The sequence below is a fragment of the Azospirillum lipoferum genome (genome assembly GCF_024170005.1).
GTDB classification, from domain to species: domain Bacteria; phylum Pseudomonadota; class Alphaproteobacteria; order Azospirillales; family Azospirillaceae; genus Azospirillum; species Azospirillum lipoferum.
On record NZ_JALJXJ010000003.1, the window covers coordinates 1 to 17,819 of the forward strand.

Genomic DNA, 17,819 nt, shown 5'->3' on the forward strand with positions numbered 1-17,819 from the left:
TTTTTGGTTGTGCACATACGTCTCTTTTTCCCGCCCCCCCCCCCCCCCCCCCCAACCCCCCCCCCCCCCCCCCGCGGGGGGGGGGGGGGGGGGGGGGGCCCCCCCCCCCGCACATGCTGAATTCTTGTCGAAATCCCGCCGCGCATCCCCCTCACCCTAACCCTCTCCCCGGGGGGGAGAGGGGATGTTTACGCCGGGGAAGATTGGCTTCCTCCGCGAGGACTTACCGCGTCTCCGCGACCCGGCCGTCGTCGGAGATGACGATCTCGACGCGACGGTTCTGCTGGCGGCCGGCGTCGTTGCTGTTGCTCGCCACCGGCTGCGCCTCGCCCATGCCCTGGGTGACGATGCGGGACGGCGAGACGCCACGCATGGTCAGGGCGTCGCGGACGGAGTTGGCGCGGGCTTCCGACAGGCGCAGGTTGGTGGTGTCGCTGCCGGTGCTGTCGGTGTGGCCCTCGATCCGGATGGTGCGGCTAGGCTGGGATTGCAGGAACTGCGCGAGCCGGTCGAGGCGCTCATAGGCGCCGGGGGTCAGTTCCGCCCGGCCGGTGGCGAACAGGATGTCGCCCAGCGTCATGACCAGACCGCGCTCGGTCCGCTGCGCCTGGAGGTCGCGCAACTGCTGCTCCAGCTCGGTATTGCGGGCCTGGAGGCGGTAGGTGTCGGCGTTGGCGACCACGGTCTGGGCGCCCTTCACCCCGGCCGCCTCCTGGGCGATCTGCACCCGGCGGCTGACGATGTAGGCCTGATGGTCCACCTCGGCGGCATCGGCGCCCTGGTCGCGCATCGCCTCGGCGCGGCGCAAGGCCGTCTCGGCGTCGCGCAGCTGCAGCGGAGCGTTGCCGGCGACCTGCGGGTTGGCGGCGGCGAGGCTGTAATCCTGGCGCGCCTGGGTCAGGGCGGCGCTGTCGGTCGGCTGGGTGGCGCAACCGGCCAGCCCGAGACCGAGGCCGGCAAGAACGAGGCCCGAGAGAACGGGGATGGTGCGGGGAGCGAACGCGGTCATTGACGCACCTCCGGATAGCTGTAGCCCCAGCTGTTGCCGCCGCTGGTCCCGTTGATCGTGCCGAGAGAGCCGGCCGGCGCCGACGGAACGGCGGGCGGAGCGGCATAGCTCGAACCGCTCAGGTTGGAATCGCCATCGCTGGACCCGCCGGCCGGCGGCGTGCCGCCGAGGGTCGAACCGCTGTAGACCGGCGCCACGTTCGGCGCGGCGGCGGACCGCGGGGTGTTGGGCACCGCGGACTTGGCCACTGCACTGGCGGCCTGCTGGGTCACCGCGCGCTGCGAGGTCACCGTCGCCAGCTCGGCATCGACGCGGGCCTCCTCGGCGAGGCGGCGGGCGCGGGTGCGCTCGTCGGCGCGCATGGCCTTGTCGGCGGCGGCCAGCTTGTCACGGGCGCTCTGCAACGCCACCGGGGCATATTGCAGGGCGTTGGCGCGCTCGGCCTCCTGCACCGCCTGGGATGCGGCGCCGAGCTGGGCGGTGGGCGGCGGCACGTCGGTGGCGCAGGCGGCCATGCCGAGCGCCGCCGACAGAACGGCGGCGGCTCGCCACCGGATCGTCATTGCGGATTTGCGGGTCATCTGGTCGGTTCCTTTCGGGTCGGACTTCACGCCGGAAACCGGGGTCTGGCCGAAACCATGTCCCTTCGGCCCTGTTCCTACGGCCATGTCCTTCTGGGACGTCTCGCGCCTCCAACGCGCCAGCCGGGGCGAAGGTTCCGCAGATGCTCAGCCACCACTGCGCGAAACACCACCCTGCGCCGCCCGACGCCCGTCCCTGCGGTTTGCGCGGCGGTGGCGGACCAGCCGCAGCACATAGGCGGCCAGCAGGACGATGAACAGCACCAGCGCCCCCGGCACCATCCAGTCGGCGATCCAGGGGAAGCCGACCCGCACCAGATAGCCGGTACCGGCCAGCACCAGCGACCACAGCGCCGCCCCCGCGGTGGCATAGAGCAGGAATACCCCCATCGGCAGCCCGCAGGCCCCGGCGGGAACGGAAATCAGCGTGCGCAACCCCGGCAAAGGCTGGCACAACAGAACGGCGACACCGCCGCGCCGGGCGAACCATTCGGTGGCGCGGTGGACCTGCTCCGGCTTCACCGTCAGCCAGTGGCCGTGACGGCGCAGGAAGGCCTCGAACCGCTCGCGCCCCATCCAGTGGGCCGGCAGGTACCAGACCAGCTCCCCAACGGCGGACCCCGCCCCGGCGGCCAGCGCCACCAGCAGCAGGTTGAACTCCCCCGTCGCGGCCCCCATCCCGGCCAGCGGTATCACCGTCTCCGCCGGCACCGGCGGCAGCACGCGGGCCAGGATCAGCATCAGGAAGATGCCGAGATAGCCGAACTGCTGCACGATCTGGATGATCCACTCGGTCATGGGGTCCGCGACGGTTGGGGAGCTGGACTGGCCTTCCCTTGTGAACCGTGCGGACCTTGCGGACGTTCCCCCATTCCCGCACTTCTTGACCCCAATCAAGGAAAGGGTCGTTCGTCCACGGTTTAGTGTCTCCATCATGACCCCATCCCTCGCCTTCGCCGCCGCCCTGCTGTTCCTCAGCCATGCCCTGCCGTCCTGGCCGGGGGTGCGGCCCGTCCTGATCGCCCGGCTCGGCCGCAGCGGCTTCGCGACGCTCCATTCCGTCGGTTCGCTGGTGACGCTGACCCTGTTCGTGCTGGCCTACCGCGCCGCCGACGGCGGGGAAGTGCTGTTCACCCCCTTCGACTGGGCGGCCCCGCTGGTGGCGGCGGTGATGCCGATCGTTTTCCTGCTGCTGGTTGCCCGCGTCACCACGCGTTTCGGCAGCCAGGGCGCGCCGAATCCGCCGCGCGGCATCTACCGCCTGACCCGCGCACCCGGCAGTCTGGCACTGCTGCTGTGGGCGCTCGCCCATCTGAACGCCACCGGCGACGGGCGCCGGGTGCTGCTGTTCGGCACCATGGCGGCGATCACCCTGTTCGCGCTGGTGAAGAACGAGGTCGTGCTGCGCCGTACCTCCGCCGGCCGCGCCTTCCGGGCGGAGACGGCGCTGCTGCCGCTGACCGGACCGCAAGGTTGGCGCGGAGCGCTCAGCGGGCTGGCGGAGATGGGGCCGGCACGGCTGGCCGGCGGGCTTGCCGCCTATGGGGGCATGCTGATGCTGCACCCCCTGCTCTTCGGGGTGGATCCACTCTACTGGATAGGTTGAGCGGGACGGCGGACCGGCGCATCTGTTGAGGACGGGACGGGAGTACCGCGCCCCACCTCCACCTTGTCCCTGCCACTGCGCCCACCGCCACTGCTCCAGGAAGCCCCCGCATGAAAATCCGCGAGATCATGACCCGCGACGTGCAGACGGTACGGCCCGACGACAGCATCCGCCGGGCCGCGCAATTGATGGACCAGTTGAACGTCGGCATCCTGCCCGTCTGCGACGGCCGGGATCTGGTCGGCGTGGTGACCGACCGCGACATCACCATCCGGGCGATCTCCGCCGGAAAGCAGCCGGACCGCACCAGGGTGTCGGAGGTGATGACCGCCAATCCCCGCTACTGCTACGAGGACGATCCGGTCGGCAGCGTGACCGAGCTGATGGCCGGCCAGCAGATCCGGCGGGTGCCGGTGGTGGACCGCAACGACCGGCTGACCGGCATCGTCTCGCTGGGCGATCTTGCCACCGACGCCAAGAACGACCGCGCAGTCCAGGACGCGCTGGAACGGATTTCCTCGCCCTCCCAGCCGGACCGGACCTGACCTGACCGGCCGCCCTCAACATCGGGAACCGAGCATCATGGAACACACACTGGGGCCGAACGACCCGCGGGTCCGTGAACGGGCCTATCGGCTGTGGGAAGAGGAAGGGCGGCCCGACCACCGCCATCTCGACCATTGGGCGCAGGCTACGCGCGAGATCGAGGAGGAGGACCGCCGCAATGCCGGCGGCCCCCGCGTCAACAGCCCGGACGCCGGGCTGGCGGTTCCCAATGACGCCGCCGCCCGCAACCAGCGGGAAGCGGCGGAGCATCTGGGACAGTCATCGGTCCCGTCGGACAGCTGACGGGAGGGTTGAAGCGGTCACTCGACCTTGAGGCTGACCGCTTCCATGCCCTTTTCGGTCTGGCGGACGGTCATGCGCACGCGCTGCCCGTCATCCAGCCCGCGCAAACCGGCGCTTTCCAGCGCACGGGCCGGAATAAAGACGTCGCGCCCGCCGTCATCCGGCTGCGCGAAGCCATAGCCCTTGCCGCCGTTGAACCACTTCACCGTGGCGCCCATCTCGCTGGTCGGGCCGCTGGCCTGCTGCGGCCGGCGGGGAGCGCGATCCTGGAAACCGCGATCCTGGCCCCGATCCTGATAGCCGCGATCCGGCCCACGGCCCTGGAAGCCCCCCCGGTCACCACCCCGATCCCCGAAATTGCGATCGCCGAAGCCACGGTCACGCGGTCCGCCGCCATCACGGCGCGCGCCAAAGCCGCGGTCACCGCCACGATCACCGAACCCACGGTCGCCCCGGTCGCCGAAGCCACGCTCGCGCCCCTGCGGACGGGCCGGGGCGGCGGTGGAGAGATCGACGGAATGCAGGACGCTGACCTGCTGGCCCTTGCGGTCCTCGACGATGTCGACGACGACGGTGGCGCCGTCCGGCAGGGTGGTGTGGCCGGCGGGCACGACGAGCGAGGCGGGCAGCAGGGCATCCTTGCCGCTGTCGCCGACCTTGACGAAGCCGTAGCCGCGTTCGGGGTTGAACCATTTCACGGTGGCCGTCACCTGGGTGGCGACGACGTTGGGCTGACGATAGACGTGGCTGCGGGGCGGCTGATTGTGCATGGGAAACCCGAACTCCGGCGAACAGAAGCGGCGCCCGGGCCGGTCCCTCTATGGACCGGTGGGCGCCAACCCCTGACACATCGCCCGTCCGGACGCTCTTGGCAAGTCGGGACCGCTCCGAATGCGCCGGATGGGCTTTGAATTACGCCCATCAGACCGAATGGGCAGGGCTCAACCCATCAGACGGTCCATCAGATGGTCCGGCGCCGGCGGCGGTTCGCGCGGGGGGACGGGGATCGGTCCCGGCGGTTCTCCCAGCGGCGGGCGCGCCGGATCACCCGGAACCGGGATCGATTCTTCGTCGGGCACCGACGGCTCGCGCGGCGGCGCGGGCGGATACGGTCCAAGTTGGAAGGTCATGCGCGGTTCCTCAAATCTTTGACAAGTAATCGACATCAGCCGCCCCAATCAGCCACCGTGACCGCCGGGAGCGGTCCGCGACAGGCGGCGGGCGTCGTTCAGACTGTTCATGCAGCGGGTTTCGTCTCCGTCGCGGGCGGCGCTGCGGGCAGCGGTGACCAGCGATTCGACCTGGGCATTCCGCGCCGCCTGCCCCATCAGCCCGTCGCCCCCACCGGAGCCGCCGGGTCCGCTGTCCGGCGTCACCCGGGAATTGGCCTGCGGACTGGCCTGCGGACTGATGGACGGAGCGGTCGGCATGTTGCTGCCGATGGCCGGCGGTTCCACCACCGACCGGTCGCCGATGGCGGGTGGCGCCACCATGCCGCCGGACTGGGCCAGCTGCTCGCTGCCGCTGCCCGACCCCAGTTCGTCGCGCGGAGTGGAGCCCGACAGGCCGGGCGCCCCGGCGCCATTTCCACTGCCGGGGGCGGCGACCGGCGGCGGTTCGGTCGACAGGCCCATGTCGGCGGCGAACTGCTCCACCATTGCGCCACAGGTCGCCTGGGTCGCTCCGCCCGTCTGGGCTGCTGCCGTTTGGGTGGCGAAGAGCCCGGCCGCCATGGCAAGGGCGACGGGGCCAAGCCTGATGAAATGTGTCCGCATCGGTCGCGTGCTCCTCGGATGGGCTATGCCACAGGGTGCCTGCTTCAACCGAATCAACGGCGGGAGACAGGGCACGGTTCCGGCCGACGGACGGAAGATCGGCCCGGCCATGCATCTTGCTCATTTCGCAGGCAACGGGGGGCGGCTGTAGAGTGCCTGTCCCTTTTCTCACTCCCCCATCCTCAACCGACGGTTCTCCTTCCATCATGATCGCCAACATGGCCGCCCTGGGCGCGGCGCTGTGCTGGGCCGCGGGCGGCCTGATCGCCATCGGACCGGTGCGGGTGCTCGGCTCCATCGCTTTCAACCGCGTGCGCCTGACCATCGTCGCCACCGCCCTGCTGGTCGCCACCACGCTGATGGGCGGCTGGCAGACTCTGGATACCGGGTCGGCTCTGACCCTGGCGCTGTCGGGGCTGCTGGGGATCGTGGTGGGGGATATGGCGCTGTTCTGGTCGCTCAGCCGCCTGGGCCCACGCCGCAACGTGGTGATCTACGCCGCCAACGCGCCTTTGACCGCCTTGCTCGCCTACGCCCTGCTGGGAGAGGCGCTGGGGCCGTGGACCATCCTGGGCGTGGCGCTGGTCACGCTGGGAGTGATGCTGGCGGTGGCGCTGCGCTCCGGCTCCACTCACAGCTGGGAGGCGATCCAGGGCAGCTTGCTGGCCGGCGTGTCGGTCTGCCTGCTGGCCGCGGTCGGACAGGCCGCCGGTTCGATCATCGCCAAGCCGGTGATGGCGGCGGGCGCCGACCCGATCGCCTCAGCCGCGGTGCGGGTCACCACGGCGGCGCTGATGTTCACAGCGATCGGCGTCCTGTCGGCCGTCCGCAGCGGTGCGGCGGTAACAAGCGGCGGCGAAGCCGGTGTGGGGCTGGGAGGACTGCTCGTCCCCAGCGGACTGACGCCGAAGCTGATGCTGCAGATCGCCGGCAACGGGCTGCTGGGCGTTGGGCTGGGGATGACGCTGCTGCTGGTCGGGCTGGCCCACGGCAATGCCGGGGTGGTCGCCACCCTGTCGGCGCTCAGCCCGGTTCTGATCCTGCCGATGATGTGGCTGCTGACCGGCCAGCGCCCGGCGCTGGGCGCCTGGGTCGGTGCCGCGGTCGCGGTCGCCGGCGTCGCCCTGATCGTCAACCGCTGAAACGCAGCCTCAGCGCGCCGTCTCCACCGCCACGCCCAGGGTGGGCAGCGCCGCCTGAAGTGCCGAAGACGCGCGGTTGACGCCGTCGCGCAACTCGGCCTTCAGCGCCGGTACGTCCGGCCGCTGCTGTTCACAGGCATGCTGAAGCTTGCGGGCGGTGCGCGACAGCTCCAGCAGGCCGACATTGCCCGCAAGCGACACCATGGCATGGGCATCGGCGGCGGCGGTCTTCGACGACTCCGCCTCGCTGATCCTATCGGCGCGCAGAGCCAGTTCGGACAGCGTGCCGGTGATGAAGCGCGGCAGCACATCGGCACCCAGCGTTTCGGCCAGCGTGTCCAGCGTGGCGCGGTTCAGCACCGGCACGCTGTCGGACACCGGCGCCACCCCGGCCAGAACCGCCGCCTCTTCCATGCTCTCGCCCTCCGATAGATCCGCCTTCGCCTTGGCGTCGAGCCAGCGGTCGACCGCGGACAGCAGCGTGTCGCGCTCGATCGGTTTGGTCACATGGTCGTTCATGCCGACATCCAGGCAAAGCTGCAGCTGATCGGCCAGCGCATTGGCGGTCAGCGCGATGATGGGCACGGTTCCTCGCCGTCCGCCAAGCTGACGGATCGCCGCGGTCGCCTGCAAGCCGTCCATCCGCGGCATCTGCATGTCCATCAGGACGAGGTCGAACTCGCCCTTGCGCATCGCCTCCACCGCCAGGATGCCGTCCTCCGCCACCTCGACCGTGTGGCCCGCCTTGCAGAGGATGGAGGAGGTGACGATCTGGTTCATCGGCACGTCTTCGGCCAGCAGGATGCGGGCGCTGCGCGTCGTCGCCGCCTCCTTGCGCTCGACAGCCAGTCCGGGGGTGGCGGCGGCGAAGGGCAGCGGCAGTTCGAACCAGAATGTGCTGCCGACGCCCGGGCTGCTCTGCACGCCGATATGCCCGCCCATCAGCTCCGACAGCTGCTTGGAGATGATGAGGCCGAGCCCGGTGCCGCCGTAACGACGGGTGGTGGAACGGTCGCCCTGGCTGAAGCGCTGGAAGAGGTTGGCCTGATCGATCACCGGAATGCCGGGACCGGTATCGCTGACCGAAAAGCGCACCTGGGCCACCTCCTGGTCCGGCGCCCCCTCGCCACTTGCATTCCCGCTGCCTTGCCCGGACAGAAGTCCGGCCGATACCAGCACCGAGCCGCGTTCGGTGAACTTCACCGCGTTGCCGACGAGGTTCAGCAGGATCTGGCGGATGCGCGCCTCGTCGCCGCGGACATAGCGCGGCACGGTGCCGCCCAGCGACAGCTGCAGCAGCAGCCCCTTCTGCGAGGCTGCGTTGCTCATCAGGTCGCGGCAGTCGCGCAGCAGCCGGTGCAGGTCGAAGGGGCGCTCCTCCAGCTCCAGCTTGCCGGCTTCGATCTTCGAATAGTCCAGGATGTCGCCGATGATGGCCAGCAGCCCGCGCCCGGCCTCGCGCTGGAGCGCCACATACTGGCGCTGCTCCGCGGTCAGTTCGGTGGCGAGCAGCAGGTCGGCGAAGCCGATGACGCCGTTCAGCGGCGTGCGGATCTCGTGGCTCATCGAGGCCAGGAATTCCGACTTGACGCGGTTGGCCGCTTCCGCCTCGGCGCGGGCGGCGGACAGCTCCTCTTCATAGCGCTTGCGCTCGGTCACGTCGCGGACGACGCCGACCACCACGAAGTCGCCATCGGAGCCCACCGTCGGGCGCATGCTGGATTCGACCCACAGGTAATGGCCGTCGCGATGGCGCAGCCGGTGGGTGAAGGTGACGGGGGGCGACCCCGGCTGCATGCCGGCGAAGGCCATCGCCGCACTGTCCAGATCATCGGGGTGCAGCAGGTTGGCCGGAGCGGAGCCGACGATCTCCGCCGGGTCGTGGCCCAGGATGTCGCGCACCGACGGCGACAGGTAACGCACCGACCCGTCTGCCTGCATCTCCAGGATCATGTCGGTGGCATTGTCGGCCAGCAGGCGGTACCGCGCCTCGCTCTCGCCGAGCCACCGTTCGGCGTCGTGGTGGCGCTGTTCGCGCAACAGCAGGCCGCCCAGGAACAGCGTGCCGAGTGGAACGATGGCCAGCAGCGCCGGTGCGGTGCGCTGGCCGATCTGCAAGGCAAGCTCCAGCGTGGGCAGCAGCAGCAGGGTCGACATCGAGACCAGCGTCAGCAGCAGCCCGAAGCCCAGCAGCGACACGACGCCCAGCGCCAGGCCACGCCGCTTCATCCAAATCGCGAAGCCGACGCCGGTCAGGAAGGACAGCAGCGCGTTGGCGACGCCGGCTTCCATCCCCGCCCCGCCCAGGAAGAGGCGGTAACCGGCGACCGCCACGGCGGCGATGGCGGCGGACAGAGGACCGCCGAACAGGGCGCTCAACCCGATCAGCGGGGTCCGCGCGTCGATGAACATGCCCGGCCCGATATGGATCGGGTGGATCATCGAGAAGAGGGCAGTCAGCGCCATCACCGCGCCGAGCACGATCTGCCGGGTGTTCAGGCTCCAGCCGTCGGAGCGGCGGATCAGGAAGGTATAGGCAAGAACGACGAAGGCGCTCGCCGCGATGTTCTCGGCAAGGTCGTACGCCATCGAAGAAAAATTGCCCAACATCGCCCGGCTGTCATCCCCGCCCGATTTCCGTCTACCTCTATACCACGGAAGGATGTCGCGAAACCGCTAACACCAACGGAATGGGTGTGACCTGAGCGGGACAAAAGGCAGGCATGCGGCGCCGTCCTGTGGCGATGGGTTCATGCCTCCGCGTCGGGCTGCCGGTCGGGAACGGCGGTGGCGAAGGCCGGCAGGCTGGCGCAGGCCGCCTCGATACGCAGCAGGGTGGGATAGCCTTCCAGCGCGCAACCCATCCGGCGGGCATTGAACAGCTGCGGCACCAGCAGGATGTCGGCCAGACCGGGTTCGTCGCCATGGCAGAAGCGCCCGGTCCGTGGATTGCCGGCCAGCTGCGCCTCCAGTGCGGTCAGCCCGACGGCGACCCAGTGCCGGTACCAGCCGTCGACCTCCTCCTGGTCGTGGCCCATGGTCTTCAGATGGTTCAGCACCCGCAGATTGTTCAGCGGATGGACGTCGCAGGCCACCGCCAACGCCAGCGCCCGCACCCGCGCGCGGCCCGGCGCATCGGCCGGCAGCAGCGCCGGGGTGGGATGCGTCTCGTCCAGATATTCGATGATGGCGATCGACTGGGTCAGCACATGGTGCCCGTCGGGCCCGTCGACCTCCAGCGCCGGCACCAGATGTTCCGGGTTGAGGTCGGCATAGGGCGGCTTGGCCTGCTCGCCCTTGCGCAGATGGACGAAGGCCTGTTCCGGCGCCAAACCCTTCAGGTTCAGGGCGATGCGCACGCGGTAGGCGGCGGAAGAGCGGAAGTAGGTGTGGAGTTTCACGGGATTGGATCCGTTTTGGTTTTGCGGCGGCGATTCGGCATCGAAAGCTATCACAGCCCGAGATAAGCCTGCCGCACCCGCTCGTTGCTGAGAAGGGCGGCGCCGCTGTCGCTCAGCACGATCTCGCCGGTCTCGATCACGTAACCACGGTCGGCGATGGCAAGGGCCGCATGGGCGTTCTGCTCGACCAGCAGGATGGTGGTGCCCTCGCGCTTCAGCCGCTGCACCGCGTCGAAGATCTCCGCCACCAGCAGCGGCGCCAGCCCCATGCTGGGCTCGTCGAGCAGAAGCAGGCGCGGCTTCGCCATCAGCGCGCGGCCAAGGGCGACGATCTGCTGCTGACCGCCCGAGAGTGTACCGGCGGGCTGGTCGCGCTTGACCTTCAGCACCGGGAACATCTCGTACAGCCGATCGATGTCGTCATCCGGCTTGCCGCTGCCGCGGCGGTAGGCGCCGAGGCGGAGGTTGTCCTCCACGCTTTGCGGGCCGAACAGCTGCCGGCCCTCCGGCACCTGCACCACCCCTTCGGCGACGCGGCGCGACGCCTTCATCCGGGTGATGTCGCAACCGTCGAAGGTGATGCGGCCGCTGCTGGCGGGATGGACGCCCGACAGGGTGCGCAGCAGCGTCGTCTTGCCGGCCCCATTGGCGCCGACCAGCGCCACCAGCTCGCCCTCCCGCACGGTCAGGCTGGCCGATTTCAGCGCGTGGATGCGGCCGTAATGGCTGTTGAGGCCCTCGATCTCCAGAAGCATGGGGGCTCTCCTTACGGGGCCGCGCCGAGATAGGCGGCGATGACGTCCGGGTTGGCCGCCACCTCCTGCGGCGTGCCTTCGGCCAGCATGCGGCCCTGGTTCAGCGCGGTGATCCGGTGCGAGATGCCCATCACCATCTTCATGTCGTGCTCCACCAGGACGATGGTGACGCCGGTCGCGGCCACGGTCTTGATGACCTCGTCGATCTCGCGGCTCTCGGTGGCGTTCAGGCCGGCCGCCGGCTCGTCGAGCAGAAGCAGCTTCGGCTCCGACGCCAGCGCGCGGGCGATCTCCAGCCGCTTCAGCGCACCGTAGGGCATGGAGGCTGCGTCGGCATCGACGTACTTCTCCAGCCCGACCTCGGTCATCAGCTGCACGGCCCGGTCGCGTGCCTCGCGGTCCTTGCGCACCAGCGAGGGGAAACGGAACAGCGCCGGCAGCAGCCGGGTGTTCAGGTGCAGGTGCCGCCCCACCATGACGTTCTCCAGCGCCGTCATGTTGAAGAAGATCTGCAGGTTCTGGAAGGTACGCGACATGCCGCGGGCCGCCAGCCTGTAGGGCGCCATGCCCGACACGTCAGCCCCGTCGAACAGCACCCGGCCGCCCGACGGCTTGTAGACGCCGGTTACCAGGTTGAACAGCGTGGTCTTGCCCGCCCCGTTCGGTCCGATGATCGAATGGATGTCGCCGGCGGCGATGGTGAAACTGAGATCACCGATGGCGAGCACGCCGCCGAACTCGCGGCTGAGATGCTCCACCTTCAGGATCGGCGGGCCGACACGGCGGGCCTGACTGGTCATATCCGGGGAAAGTTCTGCAGTCGCCAGCATCTTCATGCCCGCCTCCGCGCCGGGAACAGCGCCGCCAGGGTGGGAAGCAGCCCCTTGGGCATGAACACCATCGTCGCCATCAGGATGCCGCCCAGTACGATCTGCTGGTAATCCTGGAAGATCGTCAGCGCCTGCGGCAGCAGCGTCAGCACCACCGCCCCGACGACGGCCCCGAAGGTAGAGGCCATACCGCCGAACACCACCATGGTCACCAGCTCGATCGACTTGAAGAAGTCGGCCTTGGCCGGGGTGATCAGGCCGGCATAGTGGGCGAACAGGCTGCCGGCCACGCTGGCGAACACCGCCGACAGCACGAAGACCAGCACCTTGAAGCGCGCGGTATCGACGCCGACCACTTCGGCCGCCACCTCCGACCCGTGGACGGCGCGCAAGGCGCGTCCCATCGGGCTGTCGATCAGGTTCAAGGACAGCCAGACCACGCCGACCAGCAGCACGCCGACCACCCAGTACCAGACCTTCTCGCCATACAGCTCGACGCCGAAGATCTTGAACGGCTCCACCATCATGCCGTCGGGGCCGCCGGTCAGGCCGCTTTCGGTGCGCAGCACGATCGACACGATGATGCCGATGCCCAAAGTCGCCATGGCGAGGTAATGGCCCTTCAGCCGCAGGATCGGCTTGGCGACCAGGAAGGCCAGCAGCCCGACGAACACGGCGCCGGCCAGCAGCGCCAGCACCGGCGGCCAGCCATAGCTGCCGACCAGCACGCCGGACGCATAGGCGCCGATGCCGAAGAAGCCGGCATGGCCCAGGCTGATCTGCCCGGCATAGCCGATCAGCAGGTTCAGCCCGACGCAGACCACGGCGTTGAAGCCGGCCAGGATGGCGATGTCGAGATAGAAGTTGTTGGGCAGGAAGGCTGGCAGGACCGCGATCACCGCGCCCAGTGCCAACAGGCCGGTCAGCCGCCCGTGAAGGAGTGCGTTCATCGGTTTCCGGTCCTTACACCCGTTCGGTGCCGCGCTTGCCGAACAGCCCGTTCGGCATGAAGAGAAGGACGGCCAGGATGATGACGAAGGCCACCGCATCCTTGTAGGCCGAGGAGATATAGCCGGCACCAAGCGCCTCGGCGATGCCGACGATCAGCCCGCCGGCCACCGCGCCCGGCCCATGGCCGAGCCCCCCCAGCACCGCGGCGGTGAAGCCCTTCAGCCCCAGCATGATGCCCATCTCGGTGTAGGAGAAGGTGATGGGGGCGACCACCGCGCCGCCGACCGCACCCAGCGCCGCCGACAGTGCGAAGGACGCCAGAACCACTCGTTTCACGTCGATGCCGACCAGTTGGGCGGCCAGCCGGTTGTGCGAGGTGGCGAGGATCGCCTTGCCGGTCAGCGTCTTTGCGAAGAACAGGCCGATGGCGACGATCAGCACCCCGGCCGTGCCCACCACCCACAAGGACTGCGGCTGCATCGAGGCGCCCAGGAATTGGATCGGCGTCTCGCCGGAGAAAGCGTCCAGCCGCTTGAAATCCTTGCCCCACACCAGCTCCGCGATGCCGCGCAGGAAGATCGAGGCACCGATGGTGATGATGATCAGGGTGACGGTGGAGGCGTTGCGGGCGCGCTCGACCGCGAATTTCGCCACCAGCACCCCGACCAGCATGGCGCCGCCGCAGCCGATCAGGATCGCCAGCGGCAAGGGCACGCCCGACGCGGTCAAGGTGGCCGACGCCATGCCGCCGATCATGATGAACTCGCCCTGGGCGAAGTTGATGACGTGGCTGGCGTTGTAGATGATCGAAAAGCCGAGCCCCGCCAGCGCATAGATCGCGCCAATGGTCAGCCCCGACAGCAGATATTGCAGCAGTTCCGCGAACATCGTTGGGTTCCTGATGTTCCTCTCCCGCGCACATTCCCCCCTCTCCCCCCCGGGGAGAGGGTCGGGGTGAGGGGGACGTGTGGGGTGGATTGGCGGGAATGCGAAGCGTGGCAATTCAACCGACGCCACGCTCTGCATCCCCCTCACCCTAACCCTCTCCCCGGGGGGGAGGGGATCCCAGCGACGCTCGTCACTTCACCAGCGCCCAATCGCCCTGCTTCACCTCCACCATGTGGAAGGCGTCCAGGGTCAGGCCCATGTGGTCCTTGGCGCTCATGGTCACGGTGCCGCCGGTGCCGACATAGCCCTTGGTCTGCTCGATAGCGTCGCGCAGCTTGGCCTTGTCGGTGCCGCCGGCGCGCTTCACCGCGTCCAGCGCGATCATCAGGCCGTCATAGGCATGGCCGGCGAAGGTCGAGACCTCGGTGCTGAAGCTGTCCTCGTAGACCTTGGTGAACTCGGTCACGACCTTCTTCTGCGGGTCGCCGTCGGGCAGCTGCGCGGCGACGACCAGACCGGCGGCCGGCAGGCGGACCCCCTCGGCAGCACCGCCGGCCAGCCGGATATATTCCTTCGACGCGACGCCGTGCGACTGGTAGAGCGGCAGCGAGATGCCGAGCTGGCGGTAGTTCTTGGTCACCACCGCCGGACCCTGGCCCAGGCCGAACACCAGCACCGCCTGCGCCGCGGCGTTGTTCTTGATCTTGGTCAGCTGCGCGGTGACGTCGGTGTCCTTGGCGCCGTAGGTCTCGTCGGCGACCAGCTCGATCCCGCGCTCCTTGGCGACGGCGACGGTCTGCTCGCGGCCGGACTTGCCGAAGCCGCTGTCCTCGGACAGCAGCGCAAGCTTGGTCAGCCCGCGCTTCTTCATGTCCTCCATCACCTTTTCCGCCGCCATGCGGTCGGTGTGCGGAGTCTTGAACACCCACTTCTTCACCGGCTCCACGATCACCACGGCACCGGCCAGCGAGATGAAGGGCACGCCCGCCCGCTCCACCAGCGGCACCGCCGCCATGGTCGCCGCGGTCGTGGTGCCGCCGACGATCACGTCGACGCCGTCGCTCTCGATCAGGCGCTTTGTGAAGGACGCCGCCTTGTCGGCGGCGCCGCCGTCGTCATAGACGGTCAGCTGCAGCGGACGGCCATCGACGCCGCCCGCCTTGTTGATGCGGTCGGCATACAGCTCCAGCACCTTCTTCTCCGGATCGCCGAGGAAGGAGGCCGGGCCGGTGGCCGAGACGATGGCGCCGACCTTGATCGGGTCCGCCGCCTGGGCGGCCCCGGACATCAGGCCGGACACCGCCATCATGGCGGTCATGGCGGTGAGAGCGATGGTGGCAAGCAGGCCTTTGCGCATGATGTCCTCCCGAGTGCTGCCCCGCTTGTCGCCGGACCGGGCGGCGGCCCGATCCCGGCGCTGCGAAACGATTTGCCTTACATAATGTTTCAAACGAAATAATTTCCAAAGAAAAATTTTGGCTTCCGCAACCACAATCGAAGTACGGATGTTGCCGCCCGCCTCCCCTCCCTTTTGCGATCCCTCCGGAGCAGACCCAGGGAATTGTCATTTCGTTTTATGACACAAATTTACTTTGAAGCGCCAACCTAGTGTATCACATTAATGATTGTCAAACGGAAAGTCCGAGCCCGCTCCTATCGGCCGCCGGCCGGAGTGTCTGCACTGTCGCGGCACTGGCCCAACCGGCCCCGGGTTTCGTATACAACTCCCTCGCTCCACCCTGATCCGCCCCACCCCTATCGCAAGCCGCACCGACAAGGACGCCCCCACCGCATGGCCCGCCCGCGCCGCCCCGAAGACCTTGCCGCCCAGTTGACCGAGACCATCGCGCCGCGGGCGAAATCGCTGATCATCACCGTCTATGGCGACGCGGTGCTGCCGCATGGCGGATCGCTGTGGCTGGGCAGCCTGATCGAGTTGATGGGCCTGTTCGGCATGAGCGAGCGGATCATCCGCACCTCGGTCTTCCGGCTGTGCAAGGACGACTGGCTGACCAACACCCAGATCGGCCGGCGCAGCTTCTACCGCGTCACCGACAGCGGGAAGGAACGCTTCGCCGCGGCGGAGCGGCGGATCTACGCGCCGCTGGCGCGCGAATGGGACCGCGGCTGGGACCTGCTGATGGTGCCGCCCAACGCATTGGATGCCGAGACGCGCGACGCCCTGCGGCGGGAACTGATCTGGCAGGGCTTCGGCGCAGCGTCGGCCACCGTCTATGCCCATCCCAACTGCGATGAAACGGCGATGCACCGGTCGCTGGCGGAACTTGGGGTAGCGGATAAGATCGTCCACATGAAAGCGAGCCTGGACCGGGCGGAGGGCTTCGGCGCGCTGCGCGATCTGGTCCGAGGCTGCTGGGACATCGATCAGCTGGAACACGACTATGCGGCATTTCTGGATCACTTCCGTCCGGTCTGGGCGGCGGTCGATGCCGCCGACGCGCCGGACCCGGCCGCCTGTTTCGTCCTGCGCACGCTGATGATCCATGATTTCCGCCGCATCCTGCTGCGCGACCCGATGCTGCCGCCCGACCTGCTGCCGACGGACTGGCCGGGCCAGGAATCGCGAATGCTGACCCGCAACCTCTACCGCCGCCTCGCCGGCCCGTCGGAATCCTTCCTGATGCAGGCGGCGACCACCGCCAACGGCCCGCTGCCCGACGCCCAGCCCTCCTTCCACGGCCGCTTCGGCGGGCTGGAGAGCGTTGCAGCCGGCTGACGCCCGTTTTCTGATACCTAGCTACCGATGAAAATCCGCTTTGCGAACGAATTGATCTGGATCAATTCGACACATCCGCGCGTATTCCTTTTTAAATCAGTTGTTTAGCAGCATTCCTCCGTGCCGATAACATGATACAGAATTTGTTGATGATCAAAAATATCTGTGTCATATAAAAACCATAGGGCGCCGATGGTAATGTGAGCGCCCGCGGAACGCTCCCGGAGGAAACGCCCCCATGTCCAAGGACTACACCCCCATCGCGAACAGGATGGAGTTCCCCCCCGACACGCCGCAGCCGAACGTCTATCCGCTGTCCTGGGTGTCGCAGACCAAGAAGCTGGAAGAGGTCTACGCCGCCGCCCAGCGCGAGAACTGGGATCCGGCCAAGCTGCCCTGGGACAGCTTCGACGTGTCGCGCTACAGCTGGGAGGAGCGGGAGGCCATCGCCTATTGGTGGACCATCCTGTCGGTGTTCGACGCGTCGGCCCCGCCGGTCTTCGCCCATGCGCTGATCAAGACCTACGAGGTGCATGAGGAGGACCCGGTCCGCCGCTGCTTCTTCTCCGTCACCCGCGACGAGCAGAACCACGAGCAGATGTGCGGGCTGGCCATCACCAAGCTGCTGGAGGCCGCCAGCCCGCTGACCTACGAGCCGAGGACGGATCTCGGTCGCCGGCTGCAGAAGAACGCCCATTGGCTCTACTACAATGGCGGGCGCTATTGGGACGGCTACAAGAAGGCGGTTCCGAAATACTCGCTGGCTGTGCTGTTCAGCTCGTTCCTGATGGGCGAGATCGCGGCGGCGACCATCTTCCACCAGATGGCGGCCGGCTGCAGCGAGCCGGTGTTCAAGGAGGCCTTCCGCAACATCGGCCGCGACGAGGGCCGCCACATGGCGATCTGCATGTCGGTGATGGAGCGCGACTATCCCCATCTGGCGGTGGAGGACCGGTCGATCATCACCAAGCAGATCCGGGCCGGCTACCTGTTCCTGTCCGCCGTCCTGTTCGAACCGCCGCCCCAGTTCTGGGACCTGCCCGACGACTTCATCGCCACCCAGCGCGAGGCCGAGGCGATCGCCCGCAACGCCGGTTTCCACATCCCGGATTACGAGGCGAAGAAGGAGAACTGGCGCAACGCCATGCTGAACCTGAAGGGCGTGCTGGACCGCTACGGCATCCCCTTCCCGGCGATTCCCGAAGTCGGCATCACCGGCGAGGAAGTGCGGGACGTCGACATGGACGAAATCATCCCGGTGTTCTGAGGCGCCGACCTGAACCCTACCGTCTCCC

Annotated in this window: 19 protein-coding genes; 6 read left to right on the forward strand and 13 right to left on the reverse strand. The window is 68.4% G+C overall.

Annotation, left to right across the window (positions count from 1 at the left end):
- Positions 1-223: 223 nt before the first annotated feature.
- From J2848_RS07435 to J2848_RS07445, 3 genes are all read right to left on the reverse strand, one after another.
- Complete coding sequence (locus tag J2848_RS07435) at positions 224-1,009, reverse strand: OmpA family protein (RefSeq protein WP_149229621.1); 786 nt, start codon at positions 1,007-1,009, stop codon at positions 224-226.
- Positions 1,006-1,590 (reverse strand): DUF4398 domain-containing protein, encoded by a 585-nt coding sequence (locus J2848_RS07440; protein WP_149229620.1) that lies wholly within the window; start codon positions 1,588-1,590, stop codon positions 1,006-1,008. The genes J2848_RS07435 and J2848_RS07440 overlap by 4 nt, the downstream gene beginning before the upstream one ends.
- Positions 1,591-1,737: 147 nt before the next feature.
- The gene (locus J2848_RS07445) at positions 1,738-2,388 is read right to left on the reverse strand and encodes a DedA family protein (RefSeq protein WP_149229619.1); all 651 of its coding nucleotides are present in this window, start codon (positions 2,386-2,388) and stop codon (positions 1,738-1,740) included.
- A gap of 136 nt (positions 2,389-2,524) precedes the next feature.
- Here J2848_RS07445 and J2848_RS07450 point away from each other — a divergent pair, with 136 nt between their 5' ends.
- The 3 genes from J2848_RS07450 to J2848_RS07460 all read left to right on the forward strand — a co-directional run bounded on the left by J2848_RS07450 (position 2,525) and on the right by J2848_RS07460 (position 4,045).
- A complete protein-coding gene (locus tag J2848_RS07450) occupies positions 2,525-3,196 on the forward strand; it encodes an NnrU family protein (RefSeq protein ID WP_149229618.1) in 672 nt (223 codons plus the stop codon).
- A gap of 110 nt (positions 3,197-3,306) precedes the next feature.
- The gene (locus J2848_RS07455) at positions 3,307-3,741 is read left to right on the forward strand and encodes a CBS domain-containing protein (RefSeq protein WP_149229617.1); all 435 of its coding nucleotides are present in this window, start codon (positions 3,307-3,309) and stop codon (positions 3,739-3,741) included.
- Positions 3,742-3,778: 37 nt separating this feature from the next.
- On the forward strand, positions 3,779-4,045 hold the full coding sequence (locus tag J2848_RS07460; RefSeq protein WP_149229616.1) for a DUF2934 domain-containing protein: 267 nt from the start codon (positions 3,779-3,781) through the stop codon (positions 4,043-4,045).
- A 17-nt stretch (positions 4,046-4,062) separates the two neighbouring features.
- Here J2848_RS07460 and J2848_RS07465 read toward each other — a convergent pair whose 3' ends face one another.
- The 3 genes from J2848_RS07465 to J2848_RS07475 form a co-directional block, all read right to left on the reverse strand.
- On the reverse strand, positions 4,063-4,815 hold the full coding sequence (locus J2848_RS07465; RefSeq protein WP_149229615.1) for a cold-shock protein: 753 nt from the start codon (positions 4,813-4,815) through the stop codon (positions 4,063-4,065).
- A gap of 171 nt (positions 4,816-4,986) precedes the next feature.
- Positions 4,987-5,175 carry a hypothetical protein gene (locus J2848_RS07470; RefSeq protein WP_149229614.1) on the reverse strand — a complete coding sequence of 63 codons (189 nt, stop codon included), beginning with the start codon at positions 5,173-5,175 and terminating at the stop codon, positions 4,987-4,989.
- Between the two features lie 48 nt (positions 5,176-5,223).
- Positions 5,224-5,820, reverse strand: a complete 597-nt coding sequence (locus J2848_RS07475; RefSeq protein ID WP_149229613.1) for a hypothetical protein — start codon at positions 5,818-5,820, stop codon at positions 5,224-5,226.
- Positions 5,821-6,026: 206 nt separating this feature from the next.
- Between J2848_RS07475 and J2848_RS07480 the strand changes: the two genes are divergently transcribed.
- Positions 6,027-6,962 carry a DMT family transporter gene (locus tag J2848_RS07480; protein WP_149229612.1) on the forward strand — a complete coding sequence of 312 codons (936 nt, stop codon included), beginning with the start codon at positions 6,027-6,029 and terminating at the stop codon, positions 6,960-6,962.
- Between the two features lie 9 nt (positions 6,963-6,971).
- Here the strand turns inward: J2848_RS07480 and J2848_RS07485 are convergent, their stop codons facing one another.
- The 7 genes from J2848_RS07485 to J2848_RS07515 all read right to left on the reverse strand — a co-directional run bounded on the left by J2848_RS07485 (position 6,972) and on the right by J2848_RS07515 (position 15,144).
- Positions 6,972-9,551: an ATP-binding protein gene (locus J2848_RS07485; protein ID WP_149229611.1), complete on the reverse strand. Its 2,580-nt coding sequence runs from the start codon at positions 9,549-9,551 to the stop codon at positions 6,972-6,974.
- 161 nt (positions 9,552-9,712) lie between these two features.
- Positions 9,713-10,363: a maleylacetoacetate isomerase gene (gene maiA, locus J2848_RS07490; RefSeq protein ID WP_149229610.1), complete on the reverse strand. Its 651-nt coding sequence runs from the start codon at positions 10,361-10,363 to the stop codon at positions 9,713-9,715.
- A gap of 50 nt (positions 10,364-10,413) precedes the next feature.
- Entirely contained in the window at positions 10,414-11,118 is a 705-nt protein-coding gene (locus J2848_RS07495) for an ABC transporter ATP-binding protein (RefSeq protein ID WP_109048004.1), read from the reverse strand.
- 11 nt (positions 11,119-11,129) lie between these two features.
- Positions 11,130-11,918, reverse strand: coding sequence for an ABC transporter ATP-binding protein (locus J2848_RS07500; protein ID WP_149229609.1), 789 nt, complete (start codon positions 11,916-11,918; stop codon positions 11,130-11,132).
- Between the two features lie 32 nt (positions 11,919-11,950).
- Positions 11,951-12,898, reverse strand: a complete 948-nt coding sequence (locus J2848_RS07505; protein ID WP_149229608.1) for a branched-chain amino acid ABC transporter permease — start codon at positions 12,896-12,898, stop codon at positions 11,951-11,953.
- Positions 12,899-12,911: 13 nt separating this feature from the next.
- Positions 12,912-13,787, reverse strand: coding sequence for a branched-chain amino acid ABC transporter permease (locus tag J2848_RS07510; RefSeq protein ID WP_149229607.1), 876 nt, complete (start codon positions 13,785-13,787; stop codon positions 12,912-12,914).
- A gap of 190 nt (positions 13,788-13,977) precedes the next feature.
- The gene (locus J2848_RS07515) at positions 13,978-15,144 is read right to left on the reverse strand and encodes an ABC transporter substrate-binding protein (RefSeq protein ID WP_149229606.1); all 1,167 of its coding nucleotides are present in this window, start codon (positions 15,142-15,144) and stop codon (positions 13,978-13,980) included.
- Between the two features lie 435 nt (positions 15,145-15,579).
- Here J2848_RS07515 and paaX point away from each other — a divergent pair, with 435 nt between their 5' ends.
- Both paaX and J2848_RS07525 read left to right on the forward strand, forming a co-directional pair.
- Complete coding sequence (gene paaX, locus J2848_RS07520; protein ID WP_149229605.1) at positions 15,580-16,524, forward strand: phenylacetic acid degradation operon negative regulatory protein PaaX; 945 nt, start codon at positions 15,580-15,582, stop codon at positions 16,522-16,524.
- A gap of 238 nt (positions 16,525-16,762) precedes the next feature.
- The gene (locus J2848_RS07525; protein ID WP_149229604.1) at positions 16,763-17,791 is read left to right on the forward strand and encodes a hypothetical protein; all 1,029 of its coding nucleotides are present in this window, start codon (positions 16,763-16,765) and stop codon (positions 17,789-17,791) included.
- The last annotated feature ends 28 nt before the right edge of the window (positions 17,792-17,819 follow it).